The organism is Desulfurobacterium crinifex (assembly GCF_054656775.1).
In genome coordinates this window covers 1,208,876-1,223,720 of the sequence record NZ_BAAHXO010000004.1, presented here as the reverse complement: position 1 = coordinate 1,223,720, position 14,845 = coordinate 1,208,876, and the positions used below count along the sequence as shown (strand labels likewise).

Sequence of the window (14,845 nt, the reverse complement as noted above, 5' to 3'; positions counted from 1 at the left end):
TTGAGATATGGCAAGAGAAGTTAGTTCCAGAGATATAGAGAAAGAGGCCTGGATAGTCTTGATAGCTTCACTATCTGTTTTACTTCTACCTATACTTGGTGTCTGGTTTGTTAAGTTTGTTCACTGGTATTCACAGTCTATATTCATGTGGTTCTAAGGGGGAAACAATGGGAAGGGCTTTGAAAAACATATTCTTCTTCAGAAAGTGGATTGCTGCCGTTGAGTTGATTCTTTACATCTTCATGTTCCTAACACTGCTAATGACAGCTTATCATCATCTTATTGGGGGTGGTCACTAAGAATGTCCAGACCCTCATGGGATGAGTACTTCATGTCCATAGCTGAAATGGTTTCTACCCGTTCCACATGTCTTAGAAGAAAAGTTGGTGCTGTTCTCGTAAAGGATAAAAGGATAATCTCAACCGGTTACAACGGTCCCCCGTCTGGGTTAAAACACCCTGACGAGGTTGGCTGTCTCAGGGAAAAGCTCGGAGTTCCAAGTGGAGAGAGACATGAACTCTGTAGAGGTCTCCACGCCGAGCAAAATGCAATAATACAGGCGGCCCTTCACGGAGTTTCAACAAAAGGTGCCATTCTCTACTGCACCCACTGTCCCTGTTCACTCTGTACAAAGATGCTCATAAACGCTGGAATAACCAAAGTTATTTACAAAGAAGGTTATCCAGACTGGCTGGCAAAGGAGATAGCAAAAGAAGCCGGATTGCCAATATTGCCAATGGTGCAGTTTAAGAAGGAATAGAATTAATCTGGAATCTTCACTTCCAGTTCAAGTTCAACGTTAAATTTCTTTTTGACTTCCTTTTTTGCAGTAGAGATGAGTTCTTTAAACTCTTCAAAGCTCCCTCCCTCATTCACACAGAAGTTTGCGTGAATTTCAGAGAACTTCACTCCACCAATTCTGAATCCTTTTAATCCGGCAAGGTCTAAAAGTCTTCCAGCAGAACCCTCATGAGGATTTTTAAAAGTTGAACCTGCCGTTCTTAAGTAAAAAGGAGGTTGTTTTGAAAGTCGGAGAGTTACGTAGTGCTCTATCTGTTTCTTTACGTTTCTATCTCTCTTAATTCTGAATTCTGCCTGCAGGACAATTCCTTTTTCTGGAAATGGAGACTTCCTATAGGAGAATTCTGTAAATTCCTTCAAGGTTACAACTTCCAGTGTGTTTATATCAAGAAAGATAATTTCTACTAAAAAGTCTTTTATTTCCTTTCCAAAAGCTCCTGCATTTTGGGCTACAAGTCCGCCAACACTTGCTTTCGGAATTCCTGCCAGAAATTCAAAGAGAGAGAACTTTTCTTTGATTTGAAGATTTAGGATTTCAGGAAGAGATAGACCTGCTCCAAAAACTATTGAATTTTTCTTAATCTCAACCTTTTTGAACTTTTTGAGGCTTACAAGTTTGCTCTCTATTCTGTCTGGAAGAACTGTATTTGATCCACCGCCAAGGATGTAAACTTTTTCACTTTTCAAGATTGATTTAAGCTCTTCAATATTTTCAGGGAAATAGACGGGATAGACCGAGCCTATCCCGATGGTTGTTATAGCCTGTGCAGGAAGTTTCTTAACATCCAAACTGTTCCTCTAACTCCTTTGCAGCCTTTACAAAGTTGACAAAGAGTGGATGTGGGCTTCTTGGTCTTGACTTAAACTCAGGGTGAAACTGGACTGCAACAAACCATGGATGACCTTTTATCTCAACAACTTCAACCAGTTTTCCATCTGGAGACGTTCCGGCAATCACAAGACCTGCCTTTTCAAGAGTTTCTCTGAATTGGTTGTTAAACTCATATCTGTGTCTGTGTCTTTCGGATATTTCTTTCTTTCCATAGGCATTAAAACTGAAAGTTCCCTCTTTCAGAACACAAGGATAGGCTCCAAGCCTCATTGTCCCGCCTTTTTCTTCCACTCCTCTCTGCTCTTCCATGAGGTCTATTACAGGGTACGGTGTTGTTGAACTGAACTCTGCACTGTGGGCTCCTTCAAGACCTGCAACGTTCCTTGCAAACTCTATGACGGCACACTGCATTCCGAGACATATTCCAAAAAATGGAATTTTGTTCTCCCTCGCAAACTTTACGGCCTTTATTTTTCCTTCAACGCCTCTCTCTCCAAATCCACCGGGAACAAGAATACCGCAAACGTCCGAAAGAAATTCTTCTGGCTCTCTTTCATCCAGCTCTTCGGCGCTTACCCATTTAATTTCGACCTTAACATCGTTTGCAGCACCAGCGTGGACAAAAGATTCTATTATGCTCTTGTAGGCATCGGGAAGCTCTATGTACTTTCCAACGATTGCAATCTTTACAGTGCCTCTTGATGGTTTCTTTATCCGGTTAACAATCTCTTTCCAGTCATCAAGTTTGGCTTCCTGAGATGCTGGAAGTTGCAGTTTTTCCACTATTAATTCATCGATCTTCTCTTTTTGAAGCATAAGAGGAACTTCATAAATGGTAGAGAGATCTTTGGCAGTTATAATTTCGTGTTCCTTCAGATTTGCAAAAAGTGCGATTTTTCTTTTGACACTCTGAGGAATTGAACGTTCAGCCCTACAGACAATTATGTCTGGCTGAATACCTATAGCGCGGAGCTCCTTAACAGAGTGCTGTGTTGGTTTTGTCTTTAGCTCTCCAGCAGCTTTGACGTATGGAACGTAGGTAACATGAATATAAATTGCATTGCTCCTACCGACTTCTGTTCCAAGCTGCCTTATCGCCTCAAGGAATGGTAGTCCTTCTATATCACCAACAGTTCCTCCGACCTCAACAATAACTACATCCACATCTGTTGACATCAACTGCTTTATTTTCTCTTTTATCAGGTTTGTTACGTGAGGAATTACCTGTACAGTTCCTCCTAAGAACTCTCCTCTTCTCTCCTTCTGAATTATCTCTTGATAGATTTGACCTGAAGTAATGTTGTTAATTCTCTTCATAGTTGCTTTTGTAAATCTCTCATAATGACCAAGGTCAAGGTCAGTTTCAGCGCCGTCATCCGTAACGTAAACCTCCCCGTGCTGGTATGGGTTCATAGTTCCAGCATCAACGTTGAGGTAAGGATCAAGCTTCTGAATGGTTACCTTGAATCCTCTACTCTCTAAAAGTGTTCCAATTGAAGAAGCGGTAATCCCTTTTCCTATAGAAGAGAGAACTCCTCCAGTCACGAAGATCAACTTTGAAGCCATTAGACCTCTCCTCTCTCTATTTTTTCAGCAGCTTTCCTTAAATCTTCTTCCGTATCAACTCCAAAAGTACTTTCTGACACTATAGAAACATGAATTTTGTAACCGTTTTCAACAATTCTGAGCTGTTCTAATTTCTCTATCCCTTCTAAAAAACCTTCTTTCCAGGAAACAAATCTCCGTAAAGACTCCTTTGTGTATCCATATATCCCTATGTGTTTTAGGTAATTCCCAGGTTCAATTCTACCATCACGAGGATAGGGAATTACACCCCTTGAAAAGTAAATCCCATGGGAGTTTTTATCCACCACGACTTTTACATTGTTTGGATTCTTTACCTCTTCTTCGTTTTCGAATTTTACTGCTATAGTTGCATATTCTTCACCGTTTCTAAGGGCTTTTACAACAGGTAAAACATGAATAGGTTTCACAAAAGGTTCATCTCCCTGAACGTTCACAACGTATTTAAACTCTAAATCTCTTACAGCTTCAAATATTCTATCTGTGCCACTGGGATGTTCTGGAGATGTTATTACTGCTTTTGCTCCAAACTTTTCTGCTGCTTTTTTAACTCTTTCATCATCTGTTGCAACGAGAACGTTTTTTGTTATTTTCAGGCAAGACTCAACAACCCAGCCGATTAATGGTTTACCACAGAGAATCCTTAAAGGTTTTTCTGGAAGTCTCGAGGAGCTGATCCTGGCAGGAATGGCAATAAGAAAGTCTTCCACTCTTCCTCCAGAGAGTGTTCTGTTTAAGCAGAAATGTCCAAAACACAGAAAGTACAAAGAAATTATACGACAATACGACATACTAAACATTTTCATTTCCTTGCAAATCATATCTGCCAGTATAAATTTAAAATTGTAATTAAGCTAAATTAAAAAATCATTTTAAGGAGGGAGAGATGTTTGGAGGATTCTTTGGAAGAAGAGGAGGATACGACCCGTTCGAGGATATCTTCAGACAATTCCAGGAAATGGAAAGGTTAATGGCTGAAATGATGAGAGGTTTTGGTGGTTTCGGAAGGGAATTTCCTGGATTTGAAGCTGGCTTTGAGCCAAGAATTGAAATGTATGAAACCCCAGACGAAGTTGTTGTAAGAGCTGAAATGCCTGGACTTGACAAGGACAGTATCGACGTAAAGGTAAGAGGTAACTACCTTATTATCAAGGGTGTTAAGAAGCAAGAAAACAAGGAAGAAAAAGAAAATGTATTCTTCAGCGAAAGCTTCTACGGCGAGTTCCAGAGAGTAATTCCTCTACCTGTAGAGGTAAAAGAAGAAGGAATCGAAGCTATTTACGATAAGGGAATTCTTGAAATCAGGCTTCCAAAAGCAGACTCTGCGAGAAAAGAGGTTAAGATTATCGTCAAAGAGCCTGAGAAGGAAGAGAAAGATAAGAAAAACGAAGAGGAAAAGTAATTTTTAGTAAGTGAATAGTGAGGAGTGCTTTCACTCCTCACCTCTCACCTTTTACTCTTTATTAAAGATTCTTCCTTAAAATCTCTCTAATGTCCCTTTCAGACGGGATTCTCGGTAGGTTACCCATCAAAAATCTCTTTTCCATTACAAGGTTTACAAAGTCTGGAATGTCCGACTCTGCCATTCCTACTTCTTTAAGGGATTCTGGAACTCCCAGAAATGAAAGGAACGAGCGAAGCTTCTTCAGAATCTCATCTATTTCTCCCTCAAAGTTCATAGCTTTCCCTATTTCTTTTATCTCTCTTTCTGCTGAAAGTCCGTAAAACTCAAGCACAGGAACAAGAAACATGCCGTTTGCAAGACCATGAGGAATCCTATAAAGAACTCCTAAAACGTGTGCCATTGTGTGAACGAGTCCAGCTCCAGCATCTGTTATTGCCATTCCTCCCAAAAGGCTTGCAAGCATCATCTCTTCCCTTGCTTCAATGTCCTTTGAATTCCCGTAAGCACGAGGAAGATATTTAGCTATGACCTCAATGGCTTTCAATGAATAAAGTCTGGAAATCTCTGTTGCTCTTTTTGAAACAAATGATTCAACTGCATGTGTCAAGGCATCAACACCGGTGTTAGCTGTAACTATTGGGGACATGGTAACTGTTAGTTCTGGATCGTCAATAGCAAGAACTGGAAAGAGATATCTGGAGATGAGAGGTGCCTTTTTAAACCTTTTTTTATCTGTTAAAACGGCATAAGGTGTGACTTCTGAGCCAGAACCAGAAGTTGTTGGAATTGCCACAAGAGGAATTCCGCACCTCTTGAAAGCTTCTGGAACTCCTATGAACTCAGCCAGTTCACCCTCATTCGTAAGCATCACTGAAACAACCTTTGCTACATCAAGAGGGCTTCCTCCACCTATAGCCACGATTAAGGTTGGAGAAAATTCTTTCACATTCTCAAGAACTTTCAGGGCATTCTCCACTGTTGGATCTGGTTCAACAGAATCAAAAAATTTTACCTTTCCAGAAAGCTGCTTTTTTACAATTTCCACATATCCATTTGATACGGCAGATTTTCCACAAATAATTGCCGTTCTCTCTAGGTTAAGAGACAGCTGCTCCACTTCATCTTTTAGTCTGTAGATAGTTTTCCTCCCAAATACAACTTTTGTAGGCATATAGTGTCTCATAACTCTCATTTCCACACCCTCGCTTAGGTATTGGTTCTATTATAGCTTAACGGTTGGGTTATACTTACCAAATAGGAACTCAGGGAGGGAAGTATGAAGATAGCTGAATTCCACAGAATGTGTCCCAACTGTGGTGGAATAATTTCCGATGAAAGGCTTAAGGTAGGACTGCCATGTGAAAAATGTTTATCAGAGGAAATAGAATACAGCAATAGAAGGGAAATATGTAATGCTCTTGAAAATAGACTAAAACAATTTAAAGAAATCTGTTGGTTAGACGAGTTTACAGAGGACTACGTAAAGTTCTTCAAGGAAAAGACCGGCTTTACTCCCTGGACTCTCCAGGTTATGTGGGCAAAAAGGGTTGCCCTCAAGAAGTCCTTTACGATGATTGCACCAACTGGTGTTGGAAAAACAACATGGGGACTGGTTACTTCTGCCTATGTGAAGGGAAAAGTTTACATACTAGTTCCGACAAAGTTACTCGTTCTTCAGACAGTTGAAAGGCTTTCAAAATTAACTGACAAAAAAATAGTTGCCTATACAGGAAAAAAGTCAGAAAAGGAAGCAATACAATCTGGGAACTTTGAGGTTCTGGTTACAACAACCAACTTTCTCTACAGGAACTTTGAGATAATCCCTAAGCCTTTTAATTTCGTCTTCGTTGATGATGTGGATTCCCTCCTGAAAAGTGCGAAAAACGTCGATAAGATTATCCAGCTTCTCGGCTTTACAGAAAAGGATATAAATGCTGCTATGAAACTTTTAGAGCTTAAGGCCTCAGTTGCAAAGCTTGGAGAAAAGGCTGATAAAAACCTCTTTGAAAGAATAAAAAAGCTCGAAAGGTTTCTTGAAAAAAGAAGAAACGAAATAGACAATGTCCTTGTTGTTTCTTCTGCAACTTCTCAGCCGAAATCAAGAAGAATAAAGCTCTTCAGAGAGCTCCTCGGCTTTGAGGTTGGAAAATCTGCAACGGCACTTCGAAACGTTGAAGATGTCCTGATATATACAGATAAGGATTACCTGAAAGAAGCTGTAAAGTTTATAAAGAGATATGGAAAGGGAGTTTTTATCTTTATCTCAGAAGATTCAGGAAAAGATTACGTCAACACAGTTGTTGATTTCTTAAAAAAAGAAGGTATTTCTGCCATTTCCTACGAAGAGTTTACTCCAGAAAATCAGGAGAAGTTCGTTAACGGAGAAATTCAAGCAACAGTCGGAATAGCAAGCTACAGAAACCCTCTTGCAAGAGGAATAGACCTTCCTCAGGCAGTTAGGTACGCTATCTTCCTTGGCGTTCCAAAAATGGAATTTAGCGTAAAGCTTTCCTTGGCTCCCATAAAACTTTTTGGAATGCTCCTTGTCCTGAGAGAACTGATAGAGGATAAAACCAAGGTAATGTCTTATCTCAGCTATTTGAAGAAGTACTTAGGACTGAGGGAGGAACTCCTTGACAGGTATCCCAGGATAAAGGAGAAACTTGTAGAGATTAAGAGTTTCCTTGAAGGTTATCTGAACAACCCAGAGTTCTTGGAGAAGATTAAAAAGTCTGAGGAGATTTCTTTAAAAGAAAAGGATGGAGATCTCTACATCGTTATCGGAGATGCTGCAGGCTACGTCCAGGCTTCCGGAAGAACCTCAAGGATGTTCGCAGGTGGGCTTACAAAAGGTATAAGCCTTATGTTTGTTGATGACTTGAAAGCCCTCAACTCTCTCAAGAAACGGCTTTCTATATTCCTTGAGGATATCAACTTTAAAGTTCTCGATTACGATAAAGGTAAAGAGCTCGCAGAGAGGTTCGGTCTTGAGCTAATAAATGAGAATAACCTTGAAGAAATCTTTAAGGTGGTTGATAAGGATAGAGAAAGGGTAAAAGAAATCCTTGAAGGTAGAGTAAAAACCGAAACAAAGAACCTTGTAACCACCGCTCTTGTCATTGTTGAATCACCAAACAAAGCAAGAACAATAGCTAACTTCTTTGGTAAACCTGTCAGAAGGAAAATTTTAGACGTTGACGCCTACGAGATAAACATTGGAAACAAACTGCTCCTCTTAACAGCTTCAAAGGGTCACGTCTTTGATCTTACAGTTAGAGATGGAATCTGGGGAGTTAAAGAAGAAGATTACCATTACATTCCAGTTTACGACACTATAAAGTACTGTACAAAGTGTAATGAACAGACAACAGAACCCTTCTGTTCAAAGTGTGAGGGAAAACCTGACATTGACAAGATAACGATAGTTAAAGCCTTAAGAGAACTTGGACTTGAGATAGACGAAGTCTATATAGCAAGCGACCCGGATACCGAAGGAGAAAAAATAGGCTGGGATGTGGGAACAGTGGTAAAGCCTTACCAGAGAAAAATGAAACGAATGGAGTTTCACGAAGTTACAAAGTGGGCATTTATGGAAGCTCTTGAGAATCCAAGAGAGATAGATGAGAATCTTGTAAAAGCCCAGATAGTAAGAAGAGTTGCCGATAGATGGGTAGGATTCGCACTTAGCCAGCATCTGTGGAGAGTGTTTAAAAAACACTGGCTCTCAGCTGGAAGGGTTCAGACGCCAGTCCTCGGTTGGGTTATAGAGAGATACGAGGAAAGCAAAGAAAAAAAGGGAATAATTACAGTTGAAACCGCAGCTGGTGAATTCAAATTCGAATTTGAGGACTTAAAAGAGTTCAAAAGAGTAGTTGCAGATAAAATAAAAATCAAAGTTAAAGGAAAATCCATCGTTGAAAAAAAACCACTTCCACCTTTCAATACTGGAGAACTTCTAAGAGAAGCTTCCAACGTCCTTGGACTTTCAGCAGACGAGATAATGAACGTTGCACAGGATCTTTTCGAAAGCGGCTTCATAACCTACCACAGGACCGACTCAACAAGGGTTTCCACTACCGGCATGGGAGTTGCCAAGGAGTACATATCTGAGAAGTTTGGAGCAGAGTTTGTTAAGCTAAGACCATGGGAAGAGGGGGGAGCCCACGAATGCATAAGGCCTACAAGACCCTTAGACGCTGACGGCTTAAGAACTCTTGTAATGGTCTCAGGTTCGACTTCAAGAATGACAAAGAACCACTTCAGGGTCTATGATCTGATATTCAGGAGATTCATGGCGTCCCAGATGATACCTGTTGAGGTTGAAAAATTTGAGCTTCTTGTGAAGCTCCTTCCTGAAGGAAAAGAGGTAGGAGAAGAGAGAATAACCAGAATAGTCAAGGATGGATGGAATCTGATTCAACCTCTTAAATTAGAACCCCTTCCTGTTGAATTAAATGAGGGGGAAACCTACTACTTCGAAGTTACATCTTGCACAAAGAGAAAAGTTCCAAAAGTCTTTCCATATACTCAGGGAGAGCTTGTCGAAGAGATGAGAAAAAGAGGAATTGGAAGACCTTCAACCTATGCAAAAATAGTTCAGACCCTTCTTGATAGAAGATACGTTGTAGAAAAAGGAAGATTTCTCTATCCAACAAAGCTTGGAGTAGAAATCTATAACTATCTTTCCACAAACTTTCCTGAGTACACTTCCGAAGAGTTCACAAGAAAGCTTGAAGCTATAATGGATAAAGTTGAAAGTGGAGAAGAGGATTATCAGAAAATTATAGATAGCCTTAAACCAATCTTGAAGGTTGCTAAGATAAAACCTTTTCGGGTTTCAAAAGATTAGATCTAACAACACCTACTCCTAAGAACTCTCCATCAGAATAGACTTTGTAGAGGCCATCTGGAGCCTCTACTATTATTTTTGCTCCATTTTTAAATCTCTTTTTAGATTCTGGTGAGAGTTTAATTTCCGGCATATCTAAAAGTTTATCAACTGGAATCAAAAAGCTTCTTATGTTACCTTTGTTCACCTCTGAAAGAGGAACAGCTTCATCAATAGTAATCCTTCCGATTTTCGTCCTTCTCAACTCAACAACAACAGCATCACAGCCAAGGGCCTTTCCTATATCGTGGATGAGCGTCCTTATATAAGTTCCAGATGAGCAACACACTTCCAGCTCAAAGTCTGGGTAGGTAAAATCCAGAAGCTTTAAAGAGTAAATCTTTACTCTCCGGGGTTTCAACTCTACCTTTTCTCCCTTCCTTGCCAGCTCGTAGGCTCTTTTTCCTTTTATCCTTATGGCAGAAAAGGGAGGAGGAATCTGTTCTATTTCCCCCCTAAATCTTTCAAGGACTCTCAACAGAACATCCTTAGTTATTTCCGGGCATGAAACTTCTTCTATTTTTCCATCCAAATCGTAGGTATCACTTGAAAGACCAAACCTTCCTTTAACGACATAACACTTATCCTGCTTTAAAAGGTATTCAGAAAGCCTTGTCGCTTTACCAACAGCAAGAATTAAAACCCCCGTTGCAAGAGGATCAAGAGTTCCAGTGTGTCCTACCTTTATTTTTCTTCCAATGATCTTTCTTATACTTAAAACAACGTCATGAGAGGACATACCAGAAGGCTTATCAACCACCAGATAACCATAAAAAGAACTTTGCACTATCAATATCTCCTTAGTCTATGATTTCAGGAGTTATAAAGATTAGAAGTTTGTTATTCGTGATCTTTGTCTTCTCATATTTAAATAACCACCCAAGTAAGGGAATCTCAGACAAAACAGGAACTGCATTTTTAGTAAAGTCTTTCCTTTTCTCATAAACGCCACCAATAACGATGGTATTACCACTGGCTATTCTAACTTTCGATTTCATATTTCTTGTATTTATAGACGGCGGAGCTCCTTCTTCAGAAAGTGTATACTTAGGATCCTCTTTTTTAATTTCTATATCCATAATAACATGATTATTATGTGTTACATGAGGTTTTACTTTTAAAAGAAGTCTGGCTTTTTTGAACTCATAACTAACTTCTGTTGATGTTTGAGTTGTCGTTGTTTTTTTGTAAGGTATTTCTATGCCTTGTTCAATTTCTGCTTCTTGATTGTCAAATACAAGAACCTTAGGATTTGAAATTACTTGTCCTTTATTTTCTGTCTCAAGTGCTTTAATTGCAAGCTCTAACTTAAGGGTTTGTGTTGGATTGAGAATTCCAATAGCAAGAGTTCCATCAGTAGGCACAGAGGAATTAGGAGTAAATGGAAGAAATCCATATGTTCCTGTAATATATGTATTTATTCCGCTACCTATATTATTATAACCTCTGATAAACCATGACATTCCTAAGTCGTTATTTATTTCAGAATCCACTATAACTATTTTTGCTTTAATCATTACTTGTTTTATAGGTCTGTCTATCTCTTTTATAACTTTCATTATTTCTTTATAATGGCTGGGTATAATCTTTAAAAGAAGAGCATTATTAGATTTATCTACCGTTACAGTTTCTTTATAGGCTATACTTCTACCTTTTTCTTCTGTCTTTGTATTTCCTGATCTTGCCGTTTCCTTAGCAGTTTCTTTATGATACTTAAATACCAACTCCTCTATTTCTTTCTTTACCTCCTCTGCATCGGCATAATTAAGCCTTACCACATAGAACCTTAGAGGCTCCAATTGTTCTTCAGCTTTAATCTTTGATTTTGGCAAAATGCGTAGGTAGCCCCTTTCTTCTTTATAGGTAAATCCTAAGGGATCTAAAACTGCCTTTAAAGCCCTTTTCCAAAGAACAGGTTTCCTAAAATCAACATTTACTCTTCCCTTTACTTCAGGATCAACAACCACATTGACACCGGCACTCTTTGTTATAGCTTTAACTACTGCTCTTACATCAGCATTATCAAACTTTAGGGATACAGTCATATTCTTTATATCCTTAGAGTTGATTTCGGACTTTGTCTCTTTTGATTCAGGCAATTCAAAAACTTTTATCATAACCTCCTTATCACGGTTAGTAATCTCTACTGAATTAAATTTGGCTAATGTTACTTTTATTACATTCCTTGTAGGAACATCTAAGGTTTCTACTTTCTTTACAAGCTGTGATTCAGGAGATAAAGAAAACTTTTCAAGTTTTAAACCTGATAATGTAATAAGAAAACCATCAGAAACTTTTCTATAAGTTACATTTTTCGGTTTTTTCTCCAGATTTATTTTCACAAGTTCTCCCTCAGAAAACTTTTCTACTCTAATCTCTGGTTTAACGAGTTCTGAAGGTATAACCTTTATACTTACAAAGTTGTTTTTAATAGATGTCTTAAATTTTGCATCTTTCTTGAGCTCTATAGTCAAGAGTGAGCTATTATTCGCAGGAGTCATGGTTACTCTTTTTATTAAATCACCTCTTTCTCCGATGGAAATTGGACTCTTTACCTTGCATCCCTTTAAATCTATTTTAATTTCTTTTGCTTTTGTGCTTAGAGGTATAAGCTGGCAATCTCCATCTTCTCGAAAGGAGATCTCAAAAATATTTCCATCATAAATGGCATTTATCTCTGAAATAATTCCTGCTTTACCAGAACCTATAAGGAGAAAAAACAAAATAGATAGGAGCCACCTGCTCATTTTCTTACTCCTCCTTATCCACTTTCAGCCTGATAGCTCTCTTCTTTAGTTCCTTACCCTCTTTGTAATACTTTACAAGGATAACTTCATCATGGAAAATTTTCTCTATTTTTGTATCTGGAGACACAGCGTCCCCTTCTTTTAACATGTAAACCTTCTCTATTTCTGGGTCTTTAACTACAAGAAAATTTTTATCACCTACTCCAATGATACCTTCTATCCTTAGTTCATCAAAACTCTTATCGATAGCCGGAATGTAAAGATTTATAACATCTTCTCTTTTCTTAATTGCTACATTCTCTTTCTTAGATAGAGATTTCTCCAAAGGATTAACAAAGGGATCGCTTATCTCGGTCGAGTGGGAAAATTGGGGCAAGAAAAGAACCATCAAACAGATAAATAGCGTTTTCACGACTGTTCACCTCTTTAAGTTGAAGGCTTTTATTTGAAGGCTTACACTTATTGTATAGTCTTTTATATCTCTTTCACTTTTTGACCTATTTGCTCGTATTGAGAGATTACCAAAGTTTATTATCCTGTCACTTTTGGAAAGCTTTTCACACCAGTGAACAAATTGAGAATAAGTACTTTTTAATTCTATATTATAAGGAACCTCCACATAATACTTTTTACTGATAGGTGAACCTCTTTTTATACTAACTACAGTTACTCCACTATCAGCTTCAGATATAGAACGAATTATTTTACTTACTTCCTCTCTTCCTGTTGGAAGTTCTTCTTCAATCGATTCAAGCTCCTTCTTTAAGTTATTAATCTCTTTCTCCAGTTTATTTTTCTTTTTCTCAACTACTTTTAGTTTATTTACTGTCAAACGTAGAGATTCAAGTTTTTTCTTGTCCGCCAATAACTGTTCATTTAATGGAACTATACGTAAAAAATAGAGAGCAAAGAAGAGAACAATTGCTATAGACATGATAGTTAACCATTTTTGCCAACGAGGAATTTCCGTCCATCTTTCATAAATACTAATGAGAAATTCCATCTTTTAACTCCAGGCTTACCCGAAACTTGTAATAATTTATTTTTCTATTGAGTTTTTTTAACTCTATAGTCTGCAAATTAGCATTTTTGAAGAGAACTGTCCCAAGATTACTGTCAAGTTTCCTGATGAAACTATACAGATATTCTAAATTCATGGAATATCCTTCCAGATTTAATGAATTTTCACTGTACGAAATGTAGTCAAACCATATACCAGAGGTGTTTTTCTTATTTCCAAAGAAATAGAGAAATTGAGGAACATACCTCTTCCTCTCCAGCTCTTTAACAACAGCTAACTTTTTTTGAAGTTCCTCCTTGTATTTGATTAATTTTTTTCTCTTTCCTTCAATCCTTTTAGATTTTTTCTTTTCCAGTTCCAATTTCTGGATTTCACTCTTCACTCTTGCCATCTCGCTGGTTATCGTTTGTTCCCAATACAGATCAATTGCAAAAACAAGAGACACCAGGAAAACAACAAAAAATAAGTCTGGACGAACGTATTTAATAAACTTAGATTTTCGTGTTTCTGCAAAGTTAAACCTTAACATTGCTATCACCCTTATATCTCAAACTTAAACCAACTGCCACTCCAAACTCCTCACCAGCCTCTATGCCTGAAAGGCTAAAAGGAGCTCCTTTGTAAACCTCTTTACCTGTCAACTCCTTAACTACTTCTACAATTCCTTTTAATTTTGAGGAACCACCATAAAGATAGATCTTGTCCACATCCAGATTAAAACGATCTCTAAAGTTCTCTATTGTCCACAATATTTCAGTTACTATTTTTTTAATAGACTTGATGATAACTCTGTTGAAAGCCTCTTCATATGTAACATCCTTGACACTATTTCCTCTCTTCAACTCTTCTGCATCTTCAACACCAAGTATAAACTCTTTCTGTAGCTGCTCAGTAATTGAATATCCTCCATACTCAACGTTTCTGGTCAGATATGGATACCCACCAAAAGAAATAACAATTTTCGTAAAAGTTGCCCCAATATCAACAAGACAAACAGGATACGCTGTACTTTCTGGATAATTAAGATAAAACTGGTTATTGATTGCTGCTGGTTCTATATCAATAACCACAGGACTCAATCCAGCATGGGTAATTACTCCTATTCTTTCTTCGAGAAAATCTCTTTTAACAGCAGCAACAGCAATATCTATATTATTTTTATCTATCGACACAGGCAGGACCCTATAGTCTATCTTAACCTCTGCTAATTCTTCTGGAGTAATTATGCTTTGCATGTAATTCATTACAGCTTCTTCCGGATTTCTTGAAGAAGGAACACTGATAACACTGTAAAAGCATGAAGTTAAAGGAACATGAATTGCTACTTCTTTTTCTTTTATTTCATTGGACTTAAAGAATTCTTTGATATAAGAAGACAGCAAAAACAAATCGATTATTTCTGTACCAGCAAAAATTTGATCCTCATAAACATACTCGGATTTTATTTTAAGCTTATAACGATTCTTGTTTTTTTCTAACTGAACGAGCTTTAAGCTGTATGAACCTATATCAAGACCTGGGAGACAGTAATCTCCTCCCCTCAAAAACTTCGTTAGCCACCCCATTT

At 38.0% G+C, this 14,845-nt stretch carries 15 protein-coding genes; 5 read left to right on the top strand and 10 right to left on the bottom strand.

Annotation, left to right across the window (positions count from 1 at the left end; translation table 11 throughout):
• The first annotated feature begins 7 nt into the window (after window positions 1–7).
• Genes ACYQ3A_RS08335 through ACYQ3A_RS08325 form a run of 3 tightly spaced genes read left to right on the top strand, consistent with a single transcriptional unit; the run spans window position 8 to window position 760 of the window.
• Window positions 8–157, top strand: a complete 150-nt coding sequence (locus tag ACYQ3A_RS08335; protein ID WP_459896831.1) for a hypothetical protein — start codon at window positions 8–10, stop codon at window positions 155–157.
• A gap of 10 nt (window positions 158–167) precedes the next feature.
• Window positions 168–299 carry a hypothetical protein gene (locus tag ACYQ3A_RS08330; protein WP_459896829.1) on the top strand — a complete coding sequence of 44 codons (132 nt, stop codon included), beginning with the start codon at window positions 168–170 and terminating at the stop codon, window positions 297–299.
• Between the two features lie 2 nt (window positions 300–301).
• A complete protein-coding gene (locus tag ACYQ3A_RS08325) occupies window positions 302–760 on the top strand; it encodes a deoxycytidylate deaminase (RefSeq protein ID WP_459896827.1) in 459 nt (152 codons plus the stop codon).
• A gap of 2 nt (window positions 761–762) precedes the next feature.
• Here the strand turns inward: ACYQ3A_RS08325 and murB are convergent, their stop codons facing one another.
• Genes murB through kdsB form a run of 3 tightly spaced genes read right to left on the bottom strand, consistent with a single transcriptional unit; the run spans window position 763 to window position 3,927 of the window.
• Window positions 763–1,590, bottom strand: a complete 828-nt coding sequence (gene murB, locus ACYQ3A_RS08320) for a UDP-N-acetylmuramate dehydrogenase (RefSeq protein WP_459896825.1) — start codon at window positions 1,588–1,590, stop codon at window positions 763–765.
• Window positions 1,580–3,199 carry a CTP synthase gene (pyrG, locus tag ACYQ3A_RS08315; protein ID WP_459896823.1) on the bottom strand — a complete coding sequence of 540 codons (1,620 nt, stop codon included), beginning with the start codon at window positions 3,197–3,199 and terminating at the stop codon, window positions 1,580–1,582. The genes murB and pyrG overlap by 11 nt, the downstream gene beginning before the upstream one ends.
• On the bottom strand, window positions 3,199–3,927 hold the full coding sequence (gene kdsB / locus ACYQ3A_RS08310; protein WP_459896821.1) for a 3-deoxy-manno-octulosonate cytidylyltransferase: 729 nt from the start codon (window positions 3,925–3,927) through the stop codon (window positions 3,199–3,201). Before kdsB ends, pyrG begins: the two co-directional genes overlap by 1 nt.
• 176 nt (window positions 3,928–4,103) lie before the next feature.
• On the opposite strand from kdsB, the gene ACYQ3A_RS08305 reads away from it, so the two are divergent.
• Window positions 4,104–4,619, top strand: a complete 516-nt coding sequence (locus ACYQ3A_RS08305) for an Hsp20/alpha crystallin family protein (RefSeq protein ID WP_459896820.1) — start codon at window positions 4,104–4,106, stop codon at window positions 4,617–4,619.
• A 61-nt stretch (window positions 4,620–4,680) separates the two neighbouring features.
• On the opposite strand, the gene ACYQ3A_RS08300 is transcribed toward ACYQ3A_RS08305, so the two are convergent.
• Window positions 4,681–5,814 (bottom strand): iron-containing alcohol dehydrogenase family protein, encoded by a 1,134-nt coding sequence (locus tag ACYQ3A_RS08300; protein ID WP_459896818.1) that lies wholly within the window; start codon window positions 5,812–5,814, stop codon window positions 4,681–4,683.
• Between the two features lie 84 nt (window positions 5,815–5,898).
• Between ACYQ3A_RS08300 and rgy the strand changes: the two genes are divergently transcribed.
• Window positions 5,899–9,471 carry a reverse gyrase gene (gene rgy / locus ACYQ3A_RS08295; protein ID WP_459896816.1) on the top strand — a complete coding sequence of 1,191 codons (3,573 nt, stop codon included), beginning with the start codon at window positions 5,899–5,901 and terminating at the stop codon, window positions 9,469–9,471.
• On the opposite strand, the gene truB is transcribed toward rgy, so the two are convergent.
• From truB to pilM, 6 genes are read right to left on the bottom strand one after another with little or no spacing between them, the layout of a single operon-like run.
• On the bottom strand, window positions 9,437–10,297 hold the full coding sequence (truB, locus tag ACYQ3A_RS08290) for a tRNA pseudouridine(55) synthase TruB (protein ID WP_459896815.1): 861 nt from the start codon (window positions 10,295–10,297) through the stop codon (window positions 9,437–9,439). The two genes, rgy and truB, sit on opposite strands and share 35 nt — an antisense overlap.
• Before the next feature lie 13 nt (window positions 10,298–10,310).
• A complete protein-coding gene (gene pilQ / locus ACYQ3A_RS08285) occupies window positions 10,311–12,257 on the bottom strand; it encodes a type IV pilus secretin PilQ (protein WP_459896814.1) in 1,947 nt (648 codons plus the stop codon).
• 4 nt (window positions 12,258–12,261) lie between these two features.
• A complete protein-coding gene (locus tag ACYQ3A_RS08280; RefSeq protein WP_459896812.1) occupies window positions 12,262–12,669 on the bottom strand; it encodes a hypothetical protein in 408 nt (135 codons plus the stop codon).
• 6 nt (window positions 12,670–12,675) lie between these two features.
• Window positions 12,676–13,260 carry a type IV pilus inner membrane component PilO gene (locus ACYQ3A_RS08275; RefSeq protein ID WP_459896811.1) on the bottom strand — a complete coding sequence of 195 codons (585 nt, stop codon included), beginning with the start codon at window positions 13,258–13,260 and terminating at the stop codon, window positions 12,676–12,678.
• Window positions 13,244–13,807 carry a PilN domain-containing protein gene (locus tag ACYQ3A_RS08270; RefSeq protein WP_459897445.1) on the bottom strand — a complete coding sequence of 188 codons (564 nt, stop codon included), beginning with the start codon at window positions 13,805–13,807 and terminating at the stop codon, window positions 13,244–13,246. The genes ACYQ3A_RS08275 and ACYQ3A_RS08270 overlap by 17 nt, the downstream gene beginning before the upstream one ends.
• Window positions 13,794–14,843 carry a type IV pilus assembly protein PilM gene (gene pilM / locus ACYQ3A_RS08265; RefSeq protein WP_459896810.1) on the bottom strand — a complete coding sequence of 350 codons (1,050 nt, stop codon included), beginning with the start codon at window positions 14,841–14,843 and terminating at the stop codon, window positions 13,794–13,796. The genes ACYQ3A_RS08270 and pilM overlap by 14 nt, the downstream gene beginning before the upstream one ends.
• Between the last annotated feature and the right edge of the window lie 2 nt (window positions 14,844–14,845).

Bases quoted from the DNA above. Each gene is read 5' to 3' on its own strand.
- pilQ (WP_459896814.1), bottom strand. From the start codon at position 12,257: ATGAGCAGGTGGCTCCTATCTATTTTGTTTTTTCTCCTTATAGGTTCT.
- pilM (WP_459896810.1), bottom strand. From the start codon at position 14,843: ATGGGGTGGCTAACGAAGTTTTTGAGGGGAGGAGATTACTGTCTCCCA.
- ACYQ3A_RS08270 (WP_459897445.1), bottom strand. From the start codon at position 13,807: ATGTTAAGGTTTAACTTTGCAGAAACACGAAAATCTAAGTTTATTAAA.
- ACYQ3A_RS08300 (WP_459896818.1), bottom strand. From the start codon at position 5,814: ATGAGAGTTATGAGACACTATATGCCTACAAAAGTTGTATTTGGGAGG.
- ACYQ3A_RS08305 (WP_459896820.1), top strand. From the start codon at position 4,104: ATGTTTGGAGGATTCTTTGGAAGAAGAGGAGGATACGACCCGTTCGAG.
- rgy (WP_459896816.1), top strand. From the start codon at position 5,899: ATGAAGATAGCTGAATTCCACAGAATGTGTCCCAACTGTGGTGGAATA.
- ACYQ3A_RS08325 (WP_459896827.1), top strand. From the start codon at position 302: ATGTCCAGACCCTCATGGGATGAGTACTTCATGTCCATAGCTGAAATG.
- pyrG (WP_459896823.1), bottom strand. From the start codon at position 3,199: ATGGCTTCAAAGTTGATCTTCGTGACTGGAGGAGTTCTCTCTTCTATA.
- ACYQ3A_RS08330 (WP_459896829.1), top strand. From the start codon at position 168: ATGGGAAGGGCTTTGAAAAACATATTCTTCTTCAGAAAGTGGATTGCT.
- ACYQ3A_RS08335 (WP_459896831.1), top strand. From the start codon at position 8: ATGGCAAGAGAAGTTAGTTCCAGAGATATAGAGAAAGAGGCCTGGATA.
- ACYQ3A_RS08275 (WP_459896811.1), bottom strand. From the start codon at position 13,260: ATGGAATTTCTCATTAGTATTTATGAAAGATGGACGGAAATTCCTCGT.